Source organism: Hyphomicrobium sp. GJ21 (assembly GCF_001006785.1).
In the GTDB taxonomy this organism is placed as follows: domain Bacteria; phylum Pseudomonadota; class Alphaproteobacteria; order Rhizobiales; family Hyphomicrobiaceae; genus Hyphomicrobium_B.
The window spans coordinates 638929-655762 of the sequence record NZ_CDHO01000002.1 but is presented as its reverse complement, the minus strand read 5'-3'; the positions used below and the strand labels follow the sequence as shown (position 1 = coordinate 655762).

The following is a 16834-nucleotide window of genomic DNA, read 5'->3' as shown; positions in this document are numbered from 1 at the left end:
CCTTCGGCGGCTTCGTGGACCGCAGGCGGGGCCAGTCGCAGGGAAAGTGGTGTCAGTTTCGATGGCGGGGTCGAGTGACAAACTGATGAACGGCAGCAACAGCGATACGGATGCCGTATCAGCCGATCGATCCCGGCTATCGGCGGACGCGCTGATGGAAGAGCGCGCGACGTCGCTCAATCCGTCCGAGCGCGCCTTCTGGTTCGGCCTTGGCGTCGTACTGCTGTCGATGCTGTCGGCGCTCGCGAGCTACATCATCCTGACGGGTCTCACCGCCATCACGCCGCGCAACGAATACGTCTGGGCGGCGCTCGCGGTGAACGGGCTGCTGATCCTGACGATGCTGACGATCGTCGGCTGGCAGGCGCTGGGACTGAGGCGGGCGTGGATCGAAAAGATCCCGGGCGCGCGATTGCATACGCGCATCGTCATTCTGTTCAGTCTCATTGCGGCGCTGCCGGCGGGGTTGCTCGCCGTCGCCGCCACGACGACGTTCTCTCGCTCGCTCGACGGCTGGTTTTCCGGACGCACGAGCGCGATCGTCGAAAATTCCTATGACGTCGCGAAAGCCTACGTCGACGAACACAGCCAGATCATCCGGACCGACATCGTCAACATGGTCCGCGACATCAACGGCGAAGCCGCGACGCTGAGCGTCGATCCGGACGGGTTCCAGAAATTTCTCATCGGGCAGGCGGGCCTGCGCGATCTGACATCGGCGTATGTCGTCGATGGTGACGGCAATCCGATCGTCCTCGCGCTCGATGATCCGAAACTGCCGTACGTCGTGCCCTCGCTCTCCGACATCAAACAGGCCGAGGCCGGTCAGGTCGCCTTGTCGAGGCCATCGAACGATTATCGCATCTCGGCGATCGCGAAGATCGACAGCATGCCGGGCCGCTATCTCTACGTCGCACGCGGCGTCAGTCCGAAGGTCATCAATCACCTTCAGAGAACCGAGCAGAACGTCTACGAATACACGCGGCTCAGGAAAGCCAAGGGCGGCCTCAAGGTTGCGCACGGCCTGATCTATTTCATGATCTCGGTGACGTCGCTGCTGGCCGCGATCTGGGTCGGCATGTGGTTCGCCGGACGGTTCGTGGCTCCGATCCGGCGATTGATCGCGGGCGCGCAGGAGGTCTCGAAAGGCAACCTGCAATTCGCGCTGCCCGAGAAGCGCGGCGAGGGCGACCTGCGGCGCCTGTCGCAGACGTTCAACCTGATGACGCGCGAACTGAAGCAGCAGCAGGATGCGCTGCATCAGACGAATGCGCAGCTCACCGAACGGCGCAATTTCATCGAAGCGGTTTTGTCCGGCGTTTCAGCCGGCGTCATCGGCCTCGACAGCGCGGGCCGCATCACGTTGCTCAGCCGCTCGGCGGAACGACTGCTGGGCCTCGCGGGCGTGAACGCGGTCGGCAGCCCGCTCGCCGATATCGTTCCGGAATTCGCGTCGGCGCTTCGGTCCGCCGACGAGCCGGGCTTCAAGAGCAAGGGCCTCGACGAAGTCAAAAAACAGATCGGCGACGAAGAGCGCACGTTCGCCGTGAAGGTGACGCACGAGCGGGAAGGCGAGGGTGACGTCGGCTCGGTCGTGACATTCGACGACATTTCAGAGCTGGTTCAGGCGCAGCGCACGAGCGCCTGGGCAGACGTCGCGCGGCGCATCGCGCATGAAATCAAGAACCCCCTGACGCCAATACAACTTTCAGCCGAACGCCTGCGACGGAAATTCGGCAAGCAGGTTTCCGAAGATCGCGAGTTGTTCGAGACGCTGACGCAGACGATCGAGCGGCAGACCGATCACATCAAGAGCATGGTCGACGAGTTCGCCTCCTTCGCGCGCATGCCGCAACCGGTGATGGCCGATCAGGATATGCGCCTTGCCGTGCAGGAGCCGGCGGTTCTCTTCCGCGAAGGCCACAAGGATGTCGATTTCAAGCTTTCCATTCCGAGCAGCCCGGTGCGCGCGCGCTTCGATCTGCGGCTCGTGTCGCAAGCGGTGACGAACCTCATCAAGAACGCGGCCGAAGCGATTGAATCCTATGGCGAGCCGCAAGGACGGCCCGACGGCTACAAAGGCGAGATCGAGGTGCGCGTTCTGCCGGCCGCCGATCGCGTCGCGATCGAGGTCATCGACAATGGCATTGGCCTGCCGAAGCAGAACCGTGCGAAGCTGCTCGAACCTTACGTGACGACGCGCGCTAAAGGCACCGGCCTCGGCCTCGCGATCGTGCAGAAAGTCGTCGAGCAGCACGGTGGCACGCTGACGCTCGAGGACGCGCCCCACAGCGAAACGAGAACGCGGGGCGCGCTCATACGAATGACATTGCCTACCAAGCTTGAAAGCACGAACGACCTTTCCACTGAACAACTTCATAATGCCTCGCGTGCCGCGAGTGGAGCATGATACAAAAGCTTAAGTCCCCAGGAGCGCTGTAATGTCCGCTGATATTTTGATCGTTGATGATGAAGCCGATATTCGGGATCTGGTTGCGGGTATCCTGCAAGACGAAGGTCACCGGACGCGCCTCGCACGCGACAGTGATGAAGCGCTGCGCGCGATCGAAGATAGAAAACCGCACCTTGTCATTCTCGACATCTGGCTGCAGGGCAGCCGCCTCGATGGTCTCGAGGTGCTGACGATCATGAAGCGGACGTATCCCGATCTGCCGGTGGTCATCATTTCAGGACACGGCAATATCGAGACGGCCGTCACCGCCATCAAGCGCGGCGCCTACGATTACATCGAGAAGCCGTTCAAGGCCGATCGCCTGGTGCTCGTCACGATGCGCGCGCTCGAAGCTTCGCAGCTGAAGCGTGAGGTTCGCGAACTGAAGGAGCGCTCCGTCGTCTCCGCCGAAATGATCGGCAAGTCGCCGGCGATCAATCAGCTGAAGAATAACATCGACAAGGCGGGTCCGACCAACAGCCGCATCATGCTGCGCGGCGCGTCGGGCTCTGGCAAAGAACTCGCGGCGCGCGTTCTGCATCAGAAGTCGCTGCGCGCCGACGGTCCGTTCGTCGTGCTCAATGCGGCGGCGATGGTTCCGGACCGGGTCGAGGAAGAGTTGTTCGGCACCGAGGATCGCACCGGCGGGCCGCGCAAAGTCGGCGCACTCGAAGAAGCGCACACCGGCACGCTCTACATCGACGAAGTCGCCGACATGCCGATGGAAACGCAAGGCAAGATCCTGCGCGTTCTCGTCGAGCAGAAATTCCTGCGTCTCGGCGGCAGCCAGAAGGTGTCGGTCGACGTGCGCATCATCTCGTCGACATCGCGCGATCTCGATCAGGATATTCGCGAAGGCCGTTTCCGCGAAGATCTCTACCATCGCCTCAACGTCGTGACGTTGCGCGTGCCGAGCCTCGCAGAGCGGCGCGAGGATATTCCCGATCTTATCCAGTATTTCGTCGGGCAGGTCGCGCAGACGTCGGGTCTGGCGCCGCGGCGGATCGGCGAGGACGCCATCGCCGTGCTGCAGGCGCACGACTGGCCGGGCAACGTGCGCGAGCTTCGCAACAACGTCGAACGACTTCTGATCCTGGCGGGCGGCGATGCGAGCGCCGCGATCACGGCGGACATGCTTCCCGACGAAATCGGCTCGAACGTGCCGCTCCCGGTCAACGGCGGCGCGGAGCATCTGATGTCGCTGCCGCTACGCGAGGCGCGCGAAATCTTCGAGCGCGAATATCTGCTGGCGCAGATCAACCGCTTCGGCGGCAACATCTCGCGCACGGCCGAGTTCGTCGGCATGGAGCGCTCGGCGCTGCACCGGAAACTTCGTGCGCTGGGCGTCTCGTCCGAACAGCGGGCCGGCGATCTCAGATCCGTTTCGTAAGGGACGGACAGCAGCGTGACCCGCATCGTCTACGTCAATGGCGCCTACAAGCGCTACGCCGAAGCTGCGATCCATGCCGAGGATCGCGGCTTTCAATTTGCCGACGCGGTCTATGAAGTCATGGAAGTGCGCGGCGGCCGATTAGTTGATGCAACCCGGCATCTTGCGCGTTTGAACCGCTCGCTCGGCGCGTTGTCGATTTCGGCGCCCATGTCGGATGGCGCGCTCTTGCACATCGTCGGCGAAGTCGTGCGGCGAAACCGCGTGCGCGACGGCCTTGTCTACATCCAGGTGACGCGCGGGGCAGGTCCGAGGAATTTCTCTTTTCCGGGTCCGGAAATTTTACCCACACTGGTCGTTCTCGCGCGCTCGCAGCGATCGGGTTGGGCGGACGAGCTTGCCGAGCACGGCATTGCCGTCAAGACGATGCCCGACAATCGCTGGGGCCGTTCCGACATCAAAACGGTGATGCTGCTGCCGGCGGTGCTCGCCAAGGACGCGGCGCATAGCGCGGGCGCTCATGAGGCGTGGTTCGTCGATCAATCCGGCGCAATTACGGAAGGCGCGTCGAGCAACGCGTGGATCGTGACGGCCGACGGCGTGCTGGTGACACGTCCACTCGACCCGCGTATTCTTCCGGGCGTCACGCGGGCGACCGTTAAGGACGTCGCGGCGGCAGAAGGGCTGAAGCTCGAGGAACGCGCGTTCACTCTTGCCGAGGCCTTCGGCGCCCGCGAAGCTTTTGTGACGTCGGCAACGAACACGGTCATGCCGGTGGTCAGCATTGATGCGCGGAAGGTCGGCGACGGACGGCCGGGTCCGGTCGTGCGCCGGCTCCGGTCGCGCTTCCATGAGCTTGCCGAAATTTCAATCGTGTAGTGCGAATGTTGCCGCATTGTGCGGGGCAATAACACCTGTAAAGTGTCACCGCTTCGATAGTCATCCCCCCGATGCCCGTCGAGATCGCCGCTAGGTCGCCTCGTCGATTTTTCAAGCCCGACAGCGCCCGGCGCGTTTCAAAAGACGTCGAAAAAAACGGACAAAAATTATGGCGGCTGAAAAAACTCAAAATTTACAAGACACTTTCCTTAATTATGTTCGTAAAAACAAAACTCCGCTGACGATCTTCCTTATCAACGGCGTCAAGCTGCAGGGCATCGTCAGCTGGTTCGATAATTTCTGCGTTCTGCTTCGGCGCGACGGGCACTCGCAGCTCGTTTACAAGCATGCCATTTCGACGATCATGCCGGGCGGCCCGGTCAATCTCAACGATCAGGACGGCGAAGGAACTGGTTGACACCAATTTCCAATAATCATGACGGCGACGATGCTTCGCCTCGCAAGCGCCGGCGTACGAGTCAAGATACGCGTCAGCCGAGAACGCGGACGCTGGTCCTTGTACCGGTTCTGAAACGGCCGCAACGCTCGGGCGATGCGGCTAAGACCGCGGGCGAAACGCACACGCCCGAAAACCGATTGTCCGAGGCAGTCGGCCTCGCAAACGCCATCGATCTCGACATCATCGACTCCGCGATCGTTCCCATGTCGGAGCCGCGGCCGTCCACCTTGCTCGGATCGGGCAAAGTCGATGAACTCGGCGGGCGCGTGCGCGATCTCGATATCGGGCTGGTCATCGTCGATCATGCTCTGACGCCGGTGCAGCAGCGCAATCTCGAGAAGGCGTGGAACACGAAGGTTCTCGACCGCACTGGTCTCATTCTCGAAATTTTTGGCGCGCGGGCGCGAACGCGCGAAGGCGTGCTGCAAGTCGAGCTTGCGCATCTTTCGTATCAGAAGGGGCGGCTCGTTCGCGCGTGGACGCACTTGGAACGCCAGCGCGGCGGCGGCGGCTTTCTCGGCGGCCCCGGCGAAGCGCAGATCGAACTCGACCGGCGTATGCTTCAGGATCGCATCGACGCCATCAAGCGCGATCTCAAGGACGTCGTTCGCACGCGTGATCTGCATCGCAAAGGCCGGCGCAAGGTGCCGTATCCGATCGTCGCCGTCGTCGGCTATACGAACGCGGGTAAGTCGACGCTGTTCAACAAGATCACCGGCGCAGGCGTCGTCGCGATGGATCAGGTGTTCGCGACGCTCGATCCGACGATGCGGGAAGTGAAGCTGCCGAGTGCGCGGCGTATCATCCTGTCGGATACCGTCGGTTTCATCTCGGATTTGCCGACATCGCTGGTCGCAGCGTTCCGCGCGACGCTTGAAGAAGTGGTCGAGGCCGATCTCATTCTGCACGTGCGCGACATCGCGCATGAGGAAACGGAAGCGCAGGCCCGCGACGTCGAAAAGGTTCTGGGCGAGCTCGGCATCGATACGCTGCCGGTCGACGGACATATCCAGGAAGTCTGGAACAAGATCGATCTTCTGACGGGCGATCGGCGCGCGGAGCTACAACACGAAGCCCAGCGCGACGAGCGTCCGCCGGTTCTCGTTTCGGCCGTGACGGGAGAAGGCATCGTGCCGCTGCTCGACGCGATCGACAGCCGCCTCAGCGTCGCCGACGAGATCCTTGACGTCATCATTCCCGGCAGCCTTGGGGCGCTTCTCAACTGGCTGCATGAAACGTGCGACGTGCTGGCTCGCGAGGCGCGCAAGGACGGCAGCATCGAACTTCGGCTGCGCATTCCGAGCGAAAAGAAAGACCGCGTGCTCGGGCAGTTACGAAAAGCGGGGTTGAAGGTCTGACGCGGAGGGCTAAGCTCGCGCTATGGATCGACACGTCACCTGCTGCATTGCCGGAGGCGGACCGGCCGGAATGATGCTCGGCGTGCTGCTCGCGCGCGCTGGCGTCGATGTGCTCGTTCTCGAAAAGCACAAAGATTTCCTGCGCGACTTTCGCGGCGACACGATTCACCCCTCGACGTTGCGTCTGATGGAGGAGCTCGGGTGGCTCGATGAGTTCCTGAAGCTGCCGCATCAAGAGGTGAAGCGGCTCTACGGGCAGTTCGGCGAAACGCGCATCAAGCTCGCGGATTTTTCGTCGCTGCCGATTTCGACGAAGTTCATCGCGCTGATGCCGCAATGGGACTTTCTCGATTTTCTGGCGGAGAAGGGGCGCGCGTATCCGAAATTTTCGCTGCGCATGAACGCCGAGGCGACTGATCTCATTCATGATGGCGGTCGCGTATCGGGCGTTAAAGTCACGACACCCGAAGGGCCGCTGACTATCTCTGCCGATCTCGTCGTTGCGGCGGACGGGCGTACATCGACGCTGCGAAAAGCGTCAGGCCTCGTCAGTGAAAACTTCGGGGCGCCGATGGATGTCATGTGGTTCCGGCTGCCGAGGCTTCCGACCGACACGGAAGAGACGCAGGCCCGGTTCGATGCCGGACAGATTTTCATCATGCTCCAGCGCGGCGACTATTGGCAGTGCGCCTACGTCATTCCGAAAGGCGACGACGCCAAAGTGCGTGCGGCAGGTCTCGACGCGTTTCGCAAGTCGGTCGGCGTGCTGCTGCCGTTCGAAGCGTCCCGCGCCGACGCCATCGCTGACTGGGAACACGTCAAGCTTCTGACCGTCGCCGTCGACCGGCTGAACGAATGGGCGAGACCCGGATTGCTGTGCATCGGAGATGCGGCGCACGCCATGAGCCCGGTCGGCGGCGTCGGCATCAATCTCGCCGTTCAAGATGCCGTCGCGGCGGCCAACAGTCTGTGGCAACCGCTGAAAGAGAAACGGCTGACGTTCGACGATCTCAAGACGGTTCAGGCGCGGCGGGATTTTCCAACGCGCGCGACCCAGCGTCTGCAACTCACCGTGCAGAACCGGGTCATTGCGAAGACGCTTGCGAAAACGCGTGATGTGAAGCCTCCGCTCGCCTTTCGCCTGTTCAACAGCTTGCCATTTCTATCGCGCATTCCGGCGCGGTTGATCGGCCTAGGCTTTCGGCCCGAGCATGTGTCGGATGCGATCCGGAAGGGCAACGGCGCTTAGGCTTTTTTTGCCGTCGCGCTCTTCTCTATCGCTTTCGCCTCGTCCCACAGCGCGTCCATTTCTTCGAGCGTCGACTGCGACGGGGTTTTGCCGAGTTTCTCCAAACGCGTTTCGATATGTGCGAAGCGGCGCACGAATTTCTGGTTCGCCGCGCGCAATGCTGCTTCCGGATCGAGATGCAAATGCCGCGCGATGTTCGCCATCACGAACAGCATGTCGCCAAACTCTTCTTTGATCGCGCGTTCTTTGATGGCGTCTGGCGACGCCCCTCCGGGGAGCCGGCCGCCGGACGCCGAGAGTGACGCGCCTTCCGGCCGGCTCGCGGAACGCGAGTCGGAAGGCGCCAATAAAGAGTCCCTTCGTGGATCATTTGGGAGGGCGACTTCCTCGAACTCGGCGATCTCTTCTTTCAGCTTGTCGAAGACGGGGGCGAGGTTCGGCCAATCGAAACCGACCTTTGCGGCTTTGTCCTGCAACTTGATAGCGCGCGTCAGCGCCGGGAGCCCGACAGGAATATCGGCGAGCGTCGATGGTTGCGGCTCAGAGCCTAACTCTGCTTCGCGAACGGGGAGGGGTGAAGAAGCAGGTGCAGCCTGCGCGAGCCTGGTGCGCTCGGCGGCTTTTTCCGCGCGCTCTTCGGCCTTGATCCGATCCCACGCGGTCTTGACCGATTGCGGATCGCGCGCCGCGCCGTCAGCGAAGACGTGCGGATGCCTGCGGATCATCTTGCGCGTGATCGCCTCGACGACGTCGCCGAACGCAAACGCGCCTTGCTCCTCGGCGAGCCGCGCGTGATAGACAACCTGAAGCAAGAGATCGCCGAGTTCGTCCTTCAAATCCGGCAGGTCGCGGCGGGCGATCGCGTCGGCGACCTCGTAGGCTTCCTCGATCGTATACGGAGCGATGGTTTCGAAATTCTGCTCGAGATCCCACGGGCAGCCGGTGACCGGCGTCCGTAGCGCCGCCATGATTTCGATGAGCCGCGCGATGTCGCGCGAGGGCTTGATGGCGTCCGTCATGAGCATCCTCTTGATTGCGCTGGGGAGACTAGAGGATGCGGGCGTTCCGGGCGAGGGCGGGCGCTGCGGCTATCGCGACAGGAGCCCCGCGAAAGCTCGCGGCTTCGACAGCACCAGCGCCAAAGGCAGCATCCAACCGAGCCAGGCGGATGCGGCATAGACCGGTTCGAACGGCAATCTCAACGCGATGGCCGTGCCGGTGATTACGCGGAACCAGACGGCGCCGGTCGTCACCGCCACCATCGCGGTCATCAGGTGAGCATGGCGGGGAATGTCGCGTGCGCGGATCGCGAGGTATGCTGCACCGAACAGATAGAGCCAAACCAGTCCTTGCGCGAAGAACCCGGCGCGCGCCAAAGGAGTCGAGTGGCTCATGACGGCGACCGGGAGCGCAGTCAGCCCACCAATCACCACAAAGAGGCCCAACAGCCGGCCAAGCGGTCTGTGAAACTCGGGACGGCGTCGCGACAGGATAACGGCGGGCGCCAGTAGAAGCGCAAGCGCCGATGCAATCATGTGAGCCGGAAAGAGAAGGGGCGCGCGGCGCGCCAGTTCGAACATCTCATAGGGCAGCGCGATCACTCCGGCACCGGAGCCGAGCGCGACGAGCCCGACAGGCACAACGAGGACCATCGTGATGACAAGAATTGCCATACGCGACAGCATCCGGCGCAGTTTTCCGTCGCGAGCGTGGCGCGGCGCGATTGCAGGAAGCGTGATCGTGGCGTCGGTCATGCTGGCATCTGTCATGGCTGGAGCCATCATCGCTCCGAGTTTTGTCGGCTCTGCGGCGGCTGAGACGGGTAGCGAAGCGACGAGCGCGCCATCAGCAACGGTGTCGCTCGCGGGACGCTGGAGCGGTAAGCGCCACGGCTACGGCCGCAGCGAGGCCGAAAGCGATTGCAGCAACGGATGCGCGCTGACCTATGATTTCGTCGCGTGCAAGGACGGCTGGTGCGGGATTGCCGTGAAAGACGACAAGACGTGCGGCGCGATCGGCGTGCGGCTCGCGGCGAATAGCGCGGTCACCAATGGCGGGGGAACCTATAAAGGGCAACTCATGCTCGCCAAAGACACGGCGCCATATTCAGTCGAAGCCTGGTACAGCAGCGACGAGGGGGCCGCGAAGCTGCATTTCCTCGGCGACACGGGACCCGAGCTTCGCATCATGCGGCGCTCGTTTCCATTCGAAGCCGAGCTGGCGCGCACGGGAGATGCAACCTGCACACTGGAGAAAGCAACGTCGTGACGGTCGACTCGCTTGTCATTCGCGATGAGCAGCCTGCAGACGCCGATGCCGTCGAGAGCATTCTCCAGGCGGCCTTCGCCGATCATCCGCACAGTCAGCAAACCGAACATCTGATCGTGCGGCGATTGCGGGAGGCCGGCGAGCTCGTACTGCCGCAGGTCGCGGTTCTCGACGATACTATCGTCGGCTATGCAACGTTCTCTGCGGTCCAGTTGAGCCCACAGCATGACGGATGGTACGGGCTGGGGCCGGTCGCCGTCGCGCCGGCTTTCCAAGGACACCGCATCGGCTCGACACTGATAGACAGCGGCCTCAAGGCTTTGAAGGCCATGGGCGCCGCGGGAGGCGTCGTGCTGGGTGAACCGCAATTTTATCGCCGGTTCGGATTCGAGCGAGGCTTTGGCGTGACGTTCGACGGCGCGCCTCCCGAGTATTTTATGGCGCAGGCCTTTCGCGGAACGGTTCCATCTGCCGCCGTTTCGTATCACCCGGCGTTCTTCGGCGCAGACTGACAACGCCAGTGTCCGAGCGGCACCGACTAGTGCTACCTTCGCGCGGGGGCAACGCCAGGGCGCGATGATGTACATTCTCTTCAACGGCCTGCTGATGGCGCTGGAGCTGGCGGCGATCTATGCCGTCGCGTGGCTCGGCTACACCGCGCCGCTCGTCTTCGCGGCGGCAACGGCCGGGCTGGCGCTGGTCGTCGGCGCTGCGCTCGAGATCGCGCGGCTCAAGTACGAGTTTTCGTTCTATTTCGATCGTGCTCCCGGACGGTCGATCTATCTGATCGTCGGTGTCGGAGCGCTGGAGTCGATCACGAAGGCGGTGCTCGCGGGCGTCGTCGCGCTGCTGACGTTTCTCGGCACCGATCAGGAACGGCTCAAGATCGTTGCGATCGTTTTTGCGGGATCGCTGTTCCTTGGCGTGCAGGTCGTGCGCTTTCTGATGGGACGCCTCAAGGCGCGTCCGCTCCGCTGGGGGTATTTCCGTCTGGCCGCGCCGCTCGGACTTCTGTTTTCGGCGGGCCTGACGTTTCTGCCTGCGCCCGGCATCACGGAACTCGCGAAGCGCGCGGCTTTCGATCTTCCCGCTAAGCCGTCGATGGAGCAGGCGAGCGAGTTCCTGTTCCTTCTGAAACAGAGCTTCGACGAGATCGTGGTACGGATGCTGTCATGGGTGTTTGATCCGTCCGTGGCTCAGGCCATCGGCGCCATCGTCTCCGTCAACATGCTGTCGGGGTTCGTGCTGGCGCTTTACGCGGTGCTGATCGCGGAAGGGATTAGGACTCTCGAAAACCGGGTTTGATCTTGGAGGCGTCCGCATGCCACTCGTTTGCGCTCACACGACGCTGATGCTGCCGGAGGCCATCGTCATCGAGAGCCTGCTCGAGGCGCACGGCATTCGCTTCGCGCTGGCGGGCAAGGATATCATCTCGCAGTGTCCGCAGTTCAACATTCTGTTCGGCGGCATCAGCTTTCTGGTCGACGAGGACGATCTCGAAACGGTGCGGTCGCTGATCGCGGATGTCGAGACCGTACCGGGCTATGCGTCGATCGAGAGCGCCGGATTCGAGCGGCGGCCGGTGCGCAATGCGATCCTGGCATTCGCCATGCTGCTCATCGGCGCGCCGTTTCCGTTCTGGTATCGCCGGTTGCAGTAGACAGTAGACAGCAGACAACGGCATGTGGCTCGACTGGTTGAAACGCAGCATCGCAGGGCGTCCCGCTGAGCCGAGGACGATCGGCTTCGTCTGCGTTTGCCGCGACGACGCGAGCCTTTTCGCTAACGCCCGGAGCGGAAGCATCGTGCGGATCGAAAATCGCGGTCCGCCCTGGATCGTCGTCAACCACGAGCTTGCGACCGCCGTCATCACGAGTTGGCCGGTTCGCATCTGGCGCGCGAGCGTCATCGAAGCCGCGTCGGAGGCCGATCAGGTTTCTGTCGGAGGCGCGCCGAAACGCTCGGCAGGTTATACGCGGGCGATCGCCGTCGAGATCGGCGAAGAGGTGCCACCGGGAGAGCTGTTCGGCTCGAACGGAGCCGCCATCGCGTCCATCATCGATGCCGCCGCAGAACTGACGAGAGAAGAGGCGGAAGCGCTCGCAGCCAGCCGTGATCACAACGCGGCCGCCGCCTACGCGCATGCGTGGAAGAGCTGGATGCGTGCGGAAGGCGCTCCGCCCGAAGACGATTGCGACTATGACCGGATCTTATCGATGCCGGGCGTCGGGACAGGCTCGCCGGTGAACCGGGCGCTGCTCTATGCGCACGATGTCGTTTTTAAGCGAGCCAGCGAATGCGATGGCGCGGCGGCGACATCATCCGATGACGACGACGTTTGGCTCAATGAGCCGTGCACGGCGGCTCAGACGGTTCTGGACGCCGTCATGGCGGCCGGCGCGCCAGGGATGTCGGAGACACCACAAGGCGCCGAGATTTTGCTCAGAGCCTGGCGCCGTATTCGGCCTTGAAAGTCGTGCACCCCATATTTCGCATAATATATATTATGGAAAATATTTGATGGTGCGCTATATGTATCAATATGATACGAGATTTTGAAATTGTTCAGCCGGTCGTTTTTGGACCGGCTGAACAAGCTCGCTAATTATTTCTCGCTCTTCTCGTGGTGCTCGGCGACGAACCGGTCGAGCAGCCGGATGCCCCAGCCAGCGCCCCAGCTCTGATTGATGTCGTTGCGCGTGCCGTCCATCGCGGTGCCGGCAATGTCGAGATGGCACCAGGGCGTGTCCTTCTGGACGAAGCGCTGCAGGAACGCGGCGGCCGACGCTGAGCCGCCCCAGCGGCCTCCGGTGTTTTTCATGTCGGCGTTTTTCGAGTCCATCATCTTGTCGAACGCCTTGTCGAGCGGCATCCGCCAGACCTTCTCTCCCGTCGTGCGCGAGGCCGACTGAAGTTCATCCGACAGCTTGTCGTCGTTGACGAACATGCCCGCGTACTCCTTGCCGAGCGCGATCATGATGGCGCCCGTGAGCGTCGCGAGGTCGATGACGAGCTTCGGCTTGAACTTCTCCTGCGCGTACCAGAGCACGTCGGCGAGCACGAGGCGGCCCTCGGCATCCGTGTTGATCACCTCGATCGTCTGGCCGGACATCGACGTCACGATATCGCCGGGACGCACGGCGCTGCCCGACGGCATGTTCTCGACGCAACCGACGAGGCCGATGGCGTTGACGTTCGCCTTGCGCTCGGCAAGTGCGTACATCGTGCCGATGACGGCCGCTGCGCCGCCCATGTCGCCCTTCATGTCTTCCATGCCGGCGGCGGGCTTGATCGAGATGCCGCCCGTATCGAAGACGACGCCCTTGCCGACGAAGCAGATTGGCTTCTGCTTCTTCGAGCCCTTGGCGCCGTTCCAGGTCATGACGGCGAGGCGCGAGGGACGCGCGCTGCCCTGCCCGACGCAGAGCAGCGAGCCCATGCCGAGCTTTTCCATATCCTTGACGTCGAGGATATCGACGGAAACGCCGAATTTCTCGAGGGCTTTCGTTTTCTCCGCGAGTTCGACGGGCCCGAGAATGTTGGCCGGTTCGTTGACGAGATCGCGGGCGAAGTTGACGCCGTTCGCGACGGCCTTCAACGGCTGGAAGGCCGACTTCGCCTTGTCTGCATGCGCGACGTGGATCGTGATCTTTTTCAGTCCGTCCTTGTCCGCCGCGTCATCGTTGGACTTCTTGGTCAGGTACTTCTTGAAGCTGTAGTTCCGGAGCAGCGCGCCCTGCGCGATCAACGCCGCGGCCTGTTCCGGCGACACATCATCGTTGCCTTCGACATCGACGATGACGCTCGCGGCCGATGCCTTGCGCGCCTGGATGGCGCCGAGAATGACGCCGCCGAGGTCGACGTATTGCTGCGCGGTGAGAGAGCTGTCCTTACCGAGCCCGGCGACGATCAGGCGATCGATGCCGATCTTTGCGGGCGCCAGGATTTCGATCGTCGACTTGTATTTCCCTTTATAGTCGGCGGCCGCAGCGGCCTTGCTGATCGAACTCGCCGACTTCGTCTCCAACTCGCGCGCCTTGGACCCCAGGTCCAGACCATCGCCGGCGAGTATGACAGTCACCGCCTCGGGCTCGGCGCTGAGGGATGCGAATGTGATTTCAAGACGGTCGGACATTTCTGAAGAACTCCATCGGGATGGTTCGCGCGTGGCTAGCGCTCAGGTGGGACGCGGCGCCGATCCGCAGTCCTAACCCAGCGTCGCCGCGACGCGAGACTGCAGAGAGGGCGAAAACTCGTGGCTGAGTGATGCAACTTAGTCTTTCGCTCGATCCTGGCAAGCCGGGTTTTCCACGCTCACCCGATAAACCTCTGGTTTGGCCTAATACGTTGTGCTGCATACTCATTCCCGCTCGCCAAGGTGTAGCAGCCGAAATTCCGCCATTGTGCTATGGGAGGCGGATCGAAGGGTACGGTGCGATTTGCGGCGGGGGCGTCGCGAGGCGCGTTGCCGGAGGGGACCGGCGAGCCATGCGAATCTTCTCGAAGTATGTGTTCCGCCAGGCGGCCGGGTCATTCGCGTTGATCATGGTGTCGTTGACGGGCATCGTGTGGATCGCGCTGGCGCTGCGCCAGTTCAACGTCGTGACGAGCCAGGGCCAGGACACCTGGATGCTCATCAAGATGACGTCGCTGGCCGTCCCGAATCTGATGGCCGTCATCGCCCCCTTCTCGTTTCTCATCGCCGCGCTACACACGCTCAACCGGCTCAACACCGACAGCGAGCTGATCGTGATTTCGGCGTCCGGCGCGAAAGTGTGGACGGCCGCGCGTCCGCTCTTGCTGCTCGCGTTGCTTGTCAGCATCTTCCTGGCCTTCGTCAGTCACTTTGCGCAGCCCTGGAGTATGCGTCAGTTGCGCGATTACATGGTGCAGGTCCGCAGCGACCTCCTCACGCAAGTCATTCAGCCTGGCCGGTTCACGAGCCCGGAATCGGGCCTGATGTTCCACATCCGCGACCGTGACGCGAACGGAGAGCTGCTTGGCCTGGTGATGCACGACACGCGCGACAAGGCGCAGTCGCAAAGCTACCTCGCAGAGCACGGCACGCTGGTGAAGCAGGACGGCACCGCGTACCTCGTCATGACAGTCGGCCACATCATCCGCCGAACGGACGCCAACGGGCCACCGCAGATCGTGGCGTTCGATAAGTACATCGTCGATCTCGACCGCTTCGAACCGCAGGACGGCGGCCCCGGAGACCTGAAGCCGCGCGAAAGATATTTCAGCGAACTCATCAATCCGGATCCCGACAGCAGCTCCTATAAAAATCAGCCGGGGCAATTCCGCTCGGAGTTGCATGAGCGGTTCGTCACGCCGCTCTACCCGATCGCCTTCGCATTCCTCATCATCGCGTTCGTCGGACAGGCGCAATCGACACGCACGAGCCGAATGCAGAGCCTCGTCGTGACGTTCGTGATTGCCGCGACCTGCCGCCTTGCCGGGCTTGCAATCACGAATGCGATGGTTCGCAATCCGAGCATGGTGGCCGTTGCCTACGGATTGCCGATCGGCGCCATCGTTTATTCCCTCATCGTTCTGAAGCGCTCCGAAAAACAGCGGGCGGGCACCGGACTGTTCGGCAAGCTCATGGACGGCGTCGCATCGCTGTTCGAAGCGATCCGTAGCCGCCTGGCTCCAGCGCGTCCCAAGGGGGCGGCGTCATGATCGCAGGCTTCACGCTGACGCGATACATCGCACGGATGTTCATCGTCGCGATCGTGTCGACCCTGACGGTGTGCGCGCTGCTGATCTTCATGATCGATTTCGTCGAGCTTCTGCGCATGGCGGGAAAATACGGCGCGGTGCCGGGGACGACGCTGCTGCGCATCGCCCTCCTCCGCCTTCCCGCCTACATCGAATTCCTGATCGGCTTCGCCGTTCTCGTCGGTAGCATCAGCGCGCTCATCTATTTGAACAGAAAAAGCGAATTGGCCGTGATGCGGGCCGGCGGCATGTCGGTCTGGCAGTTCCTCGGCCCCGGTCTTTTCGTCGGGCTGGCCGTCGGCATCTTCGCGATGGCGGTTTTCAATCCGCTGGCGTCGCGCGGCCGTGCGACCTCGGAAAAGCTCTACGCCAAAGCTTTCGGGAACGAGGCCAACCTGCTGCGCGCACAAGGCGGCGGCTCTTGGATTCGTCAGAACGGCGCTGACGGCGAGTCTGTCCTCGGTGCGGCGGCCGCTTCCAACCAGGGGCTGACGCTGACCGGCGTTCTCGTTTTCGCCTATGATCGCGAGGGACATTTCTCCGAGCGCATCGATGCGGGTAGCGCCGAACTCAAAGACGGCTACTGGGAGTTGCAGGACGCGTGGGTCACGCGCCTCGGCCAGGAGCCGGAAAAATTCAAATCCTATCTGCTCTCGACCTACCTAACTCCCGACAGGGTTCAGGACGCGCTGGGCACCGTCTTTTCGATCTCGTTCTGGGACCTGCCGGAACTCATTCAAGCAGCTGATAAAGCAAAACTTTCAACCGAGCGGCTGCGGGTGCAGTACCAGTCGCTTCTGGTTCGCCCCATGCTGTGCCTCGCGATGGTCCTTTTGGCGGCCACTGTGTCATTGCGGTCATTCCGGTCTGGCGGCATCCAGACTATGGTTGCGACAGGGATGATCGGCGGGGTTGGATTCTTTTTGCTCTCGGAAATTGCACGACAAATCGGCATCGCTGGACTTGCGCCCGCGTGGGTTGCGGCCTGGATGCCGGTTGTCTTGGTTCTCGCTATCTCAACGACGGTGCTTCTGCACCAGGAGGACGGCTGAGT

16 protein-coding genes are annotated in these 16834 nt (G+C 62.4%); 13 read left to right on the top strand and 3 right to left on the bottom strand.

Features of this window, described 5'->3' with window-relative positions:
• Positions 1 to 85 precede the first annotated feature (85 nt).
• The 6 genes from HYPGJ_RS06140 to HYPGJ_RS06115 all read left to right on the top strand — a co-directional run bounded on the left by HYPGJ_RS06140 (position 86) and on the right by HYPGJ_RS06115 (position 7788).
• Positions 86 to 2410 carry a PAS domain-containing sensor histidine kinase gene (locus tag HYPGJ_RS06140; protein ID WP_244466024.1) on the top strand — a complete coding sequence of 775 codons (2325 nt, stop codon included), beginning with the start codon at positions 86 to 88 and terminating at the stop codon, positions 2408 to 2410.
• Between the two features lie 31 nt (positions 2411 to 2441).
• Positions 2442 to 3842: a sigma-54 dependent transcriptional regulator gene (locus HYPGJ_RS06135; protein ID WP_046846330.1), complete on the top strand. Its 1401-nt coding sequence runs from the start codon at positions 2442 to 2444 to the stop codon at positions 3840 to 3842.
• Positions 3843 to 3857: 15 nt separating this feature from the next.
• On the top strand, positions 3858 to 4721 hold the full coding sequence (locus HYPGJ_RS06130; RefSeq protein ID WP_046846329.1) for a D-amino-acid transaminase: 864 nt from the start codon (positions 3858 to 3860) through the stop codon (positions 4719 to 4721).
• A gap of 169 nt (positions 4722 to 4890) precedes the next feature.
• Complete coding sequence (gene hfq, locus HYPGJ_RS06125; protein WP_013215655.1) at positions 4891 to 5139, top strand: RNA chaperone Hfq; 249 nt, start codon at positions 4891 to 4893, stop codon at positions 5137 to 5139.
• Positions 5140 to 5231: 92 nt separating this feature from the next.
• A complete protein-coding gene (gene hflX, locus HYPGJ_RS06120) occupies positions 5232 to 6539 on the top strand; it encodes a GTPase HflX (RefSeq protein ID WP_046846747.1) in 1308 nt (435 codons plus the stop codon).
• Between the two features lie 22 nt (positions 6540 to 6561).
• A complete protein-coding gene (locus tag HYPGJ_RS06115; protein WP_046846328.1) occupies positions 6562 to 7788 on the top strand; it encodes an FAD-dependent oxidoreductase in 1227 nt (408 codons plus the stop codon).
• Here HYPGJ_RS06115 and mazG read toward each other — a convergent pair.
• Both mazG and HYPGJ_RS06105 read right to left on the bottom strand, forming a co-directional pair.
• A complete protein-coding gene (gene mazG, locus HYPGJ_RS06110; protein WP_046846746.1) occupies positions 7785 to 8807 on the bottom strand; it encodes a nucleoside triphosphate pyrophosphohydrolase in 1023 nt (340 codons plus the stop codon). The two genes, HYPGJ_RS06115 and mazG, sit on opposite strands and share 4 nt — an antisense overlap.
• 69 nt (positions 8808 to 8876) lie before the next feature.
• Positions 8877 to 9542: a DUF2306 domain-containing protein gene (locus HYPGJ_RS06105; RefSeq protein ID WP_244466023.1), complete on the bottom strand. Its 666-nt coding sequence runs from the start codon at positions 9540 to 9542 to the stop codon at positions 8877 to 8879.
• On the opposite strand from HYPGJ_RS06105, the gene HYPGJ_RS06100 reads away from it, so the two are divergent.
• The 5 genes from HYPGJ_RS06100 to HYPGJ_RS06080 all read left to right on the top strand — a co-directional run bounded on the left by HYPGJ_RS06100 (position 9541) and on the right by HYPGJ_RS06080 (position 12527).
• Positions 9541 to 10056, top strand: a complete 516-nt coding sequence (locus HYPGJ_RS06100; RefSeq protein ID WP_244466022.1) for a hypothetical protein — start codon at positions 9541 to 9543, stop codon at positions 10054 to 10056. The genes HYPGJ_RS06105 and HYPGJ_RS06100 overlap by 2 nt on opposite strands.
• On the top strand, positions 10053 to 10568 hold the full coding sequence (locus HYPGJ_RS06095) for an N-acetyltransferase (RefSeq protein WP_046846326.1): 516 nt from the start codon (positions 10053 to 10055) through the stop codon (positions 10566 to 10568). The genes HYPGJ_RS06100 and HYPGJ_RS06095 overlap by 4 nt, the downstream gene beginning before the upstream one ends.
• Positions 10569 to 10635: 67 nt before the next feature.
• Positions 10636 to 11361, top strand: coding sequence for a hypothetical protein (locus HYPGJ_RS06090; protein ID WP_046846325.1), 726 nt, complete (start codon positions 10636 to 10638; stop codon positions 11359 to 11361).
• Positions 11362 to 11377: 16 nt separating this feature from the next.
• Positions 11378 to 11716, top strand: a complete 339-nt coding sequence (locus tag HYPGJ_RS06085) for a hypothetical protein (RefSeq protein ID WP_046846324.1) — start codon at positions 11378 to 11380, stop codon at positions 11714 to 11716.
• Positions 11717 to 11861: 145 nt separating this feature from the next.
• On the top strand, positions 11862 to 12527 hold the full coding sequence (locus tag HYPGJ_RS06080) for a hypothetical protein (protein WP_143440498.1): 666 nt from the start codon (positions 11862 to 11864) through the stop codon (positions 12525 to 12527).
• Positions 12528 to 12661: 134 nt separating this feature from the next.
• On the opposite strand, the gene HYPGJ_RS06075 is transcribed toward HYPGJ_RS06080, so the two are convergent.
• On the bottom strand, positions 12662 to 14191 hold the full coding sequence (locus HYPGJ_RS06075) for a leucyl aminopeptidase (protein ID WP_046846322.1): 1530 nt from the start codon (positions 14189 to 14191) through the stop codon (positions 12662 to 12664).
• 353 nt (positions 14192 to 14544) lie between these two features.
• Between HYPGJ_RS06075 and lptF the strand changes: the two genes are divergently transcribed.
• The gene (gene lptF / locus HYPGJ_RS06070; RefSeq protein WP_046846321.1) at positions 14545 to 15741 is read left to right on the top strand and encodes an LPS export ABC transporter permease LptF; all 1197 of its coding nucleotides are present in this window, start codon (positions 14545 to 14547) and stop codon (positions 15739 to 15741) included.
• Positions 15738 to 16832: an LPS export ABC transporter permease LptG gene (gene lptG / locus HYPGJ_RS06065; protein WP_046846320.1), complete on the top strand. Its 1095-nt coding sequence runs from the start codon at positions 15738 to 15740 to the stop codon at positions 16830 to 16832. Before lptF ends, lptG begins: the two co-directional genes overlap by 4 nt.
• The last annotated feature ends 2 nt before the right edge of the window (positions 16833 to 16834 follow it).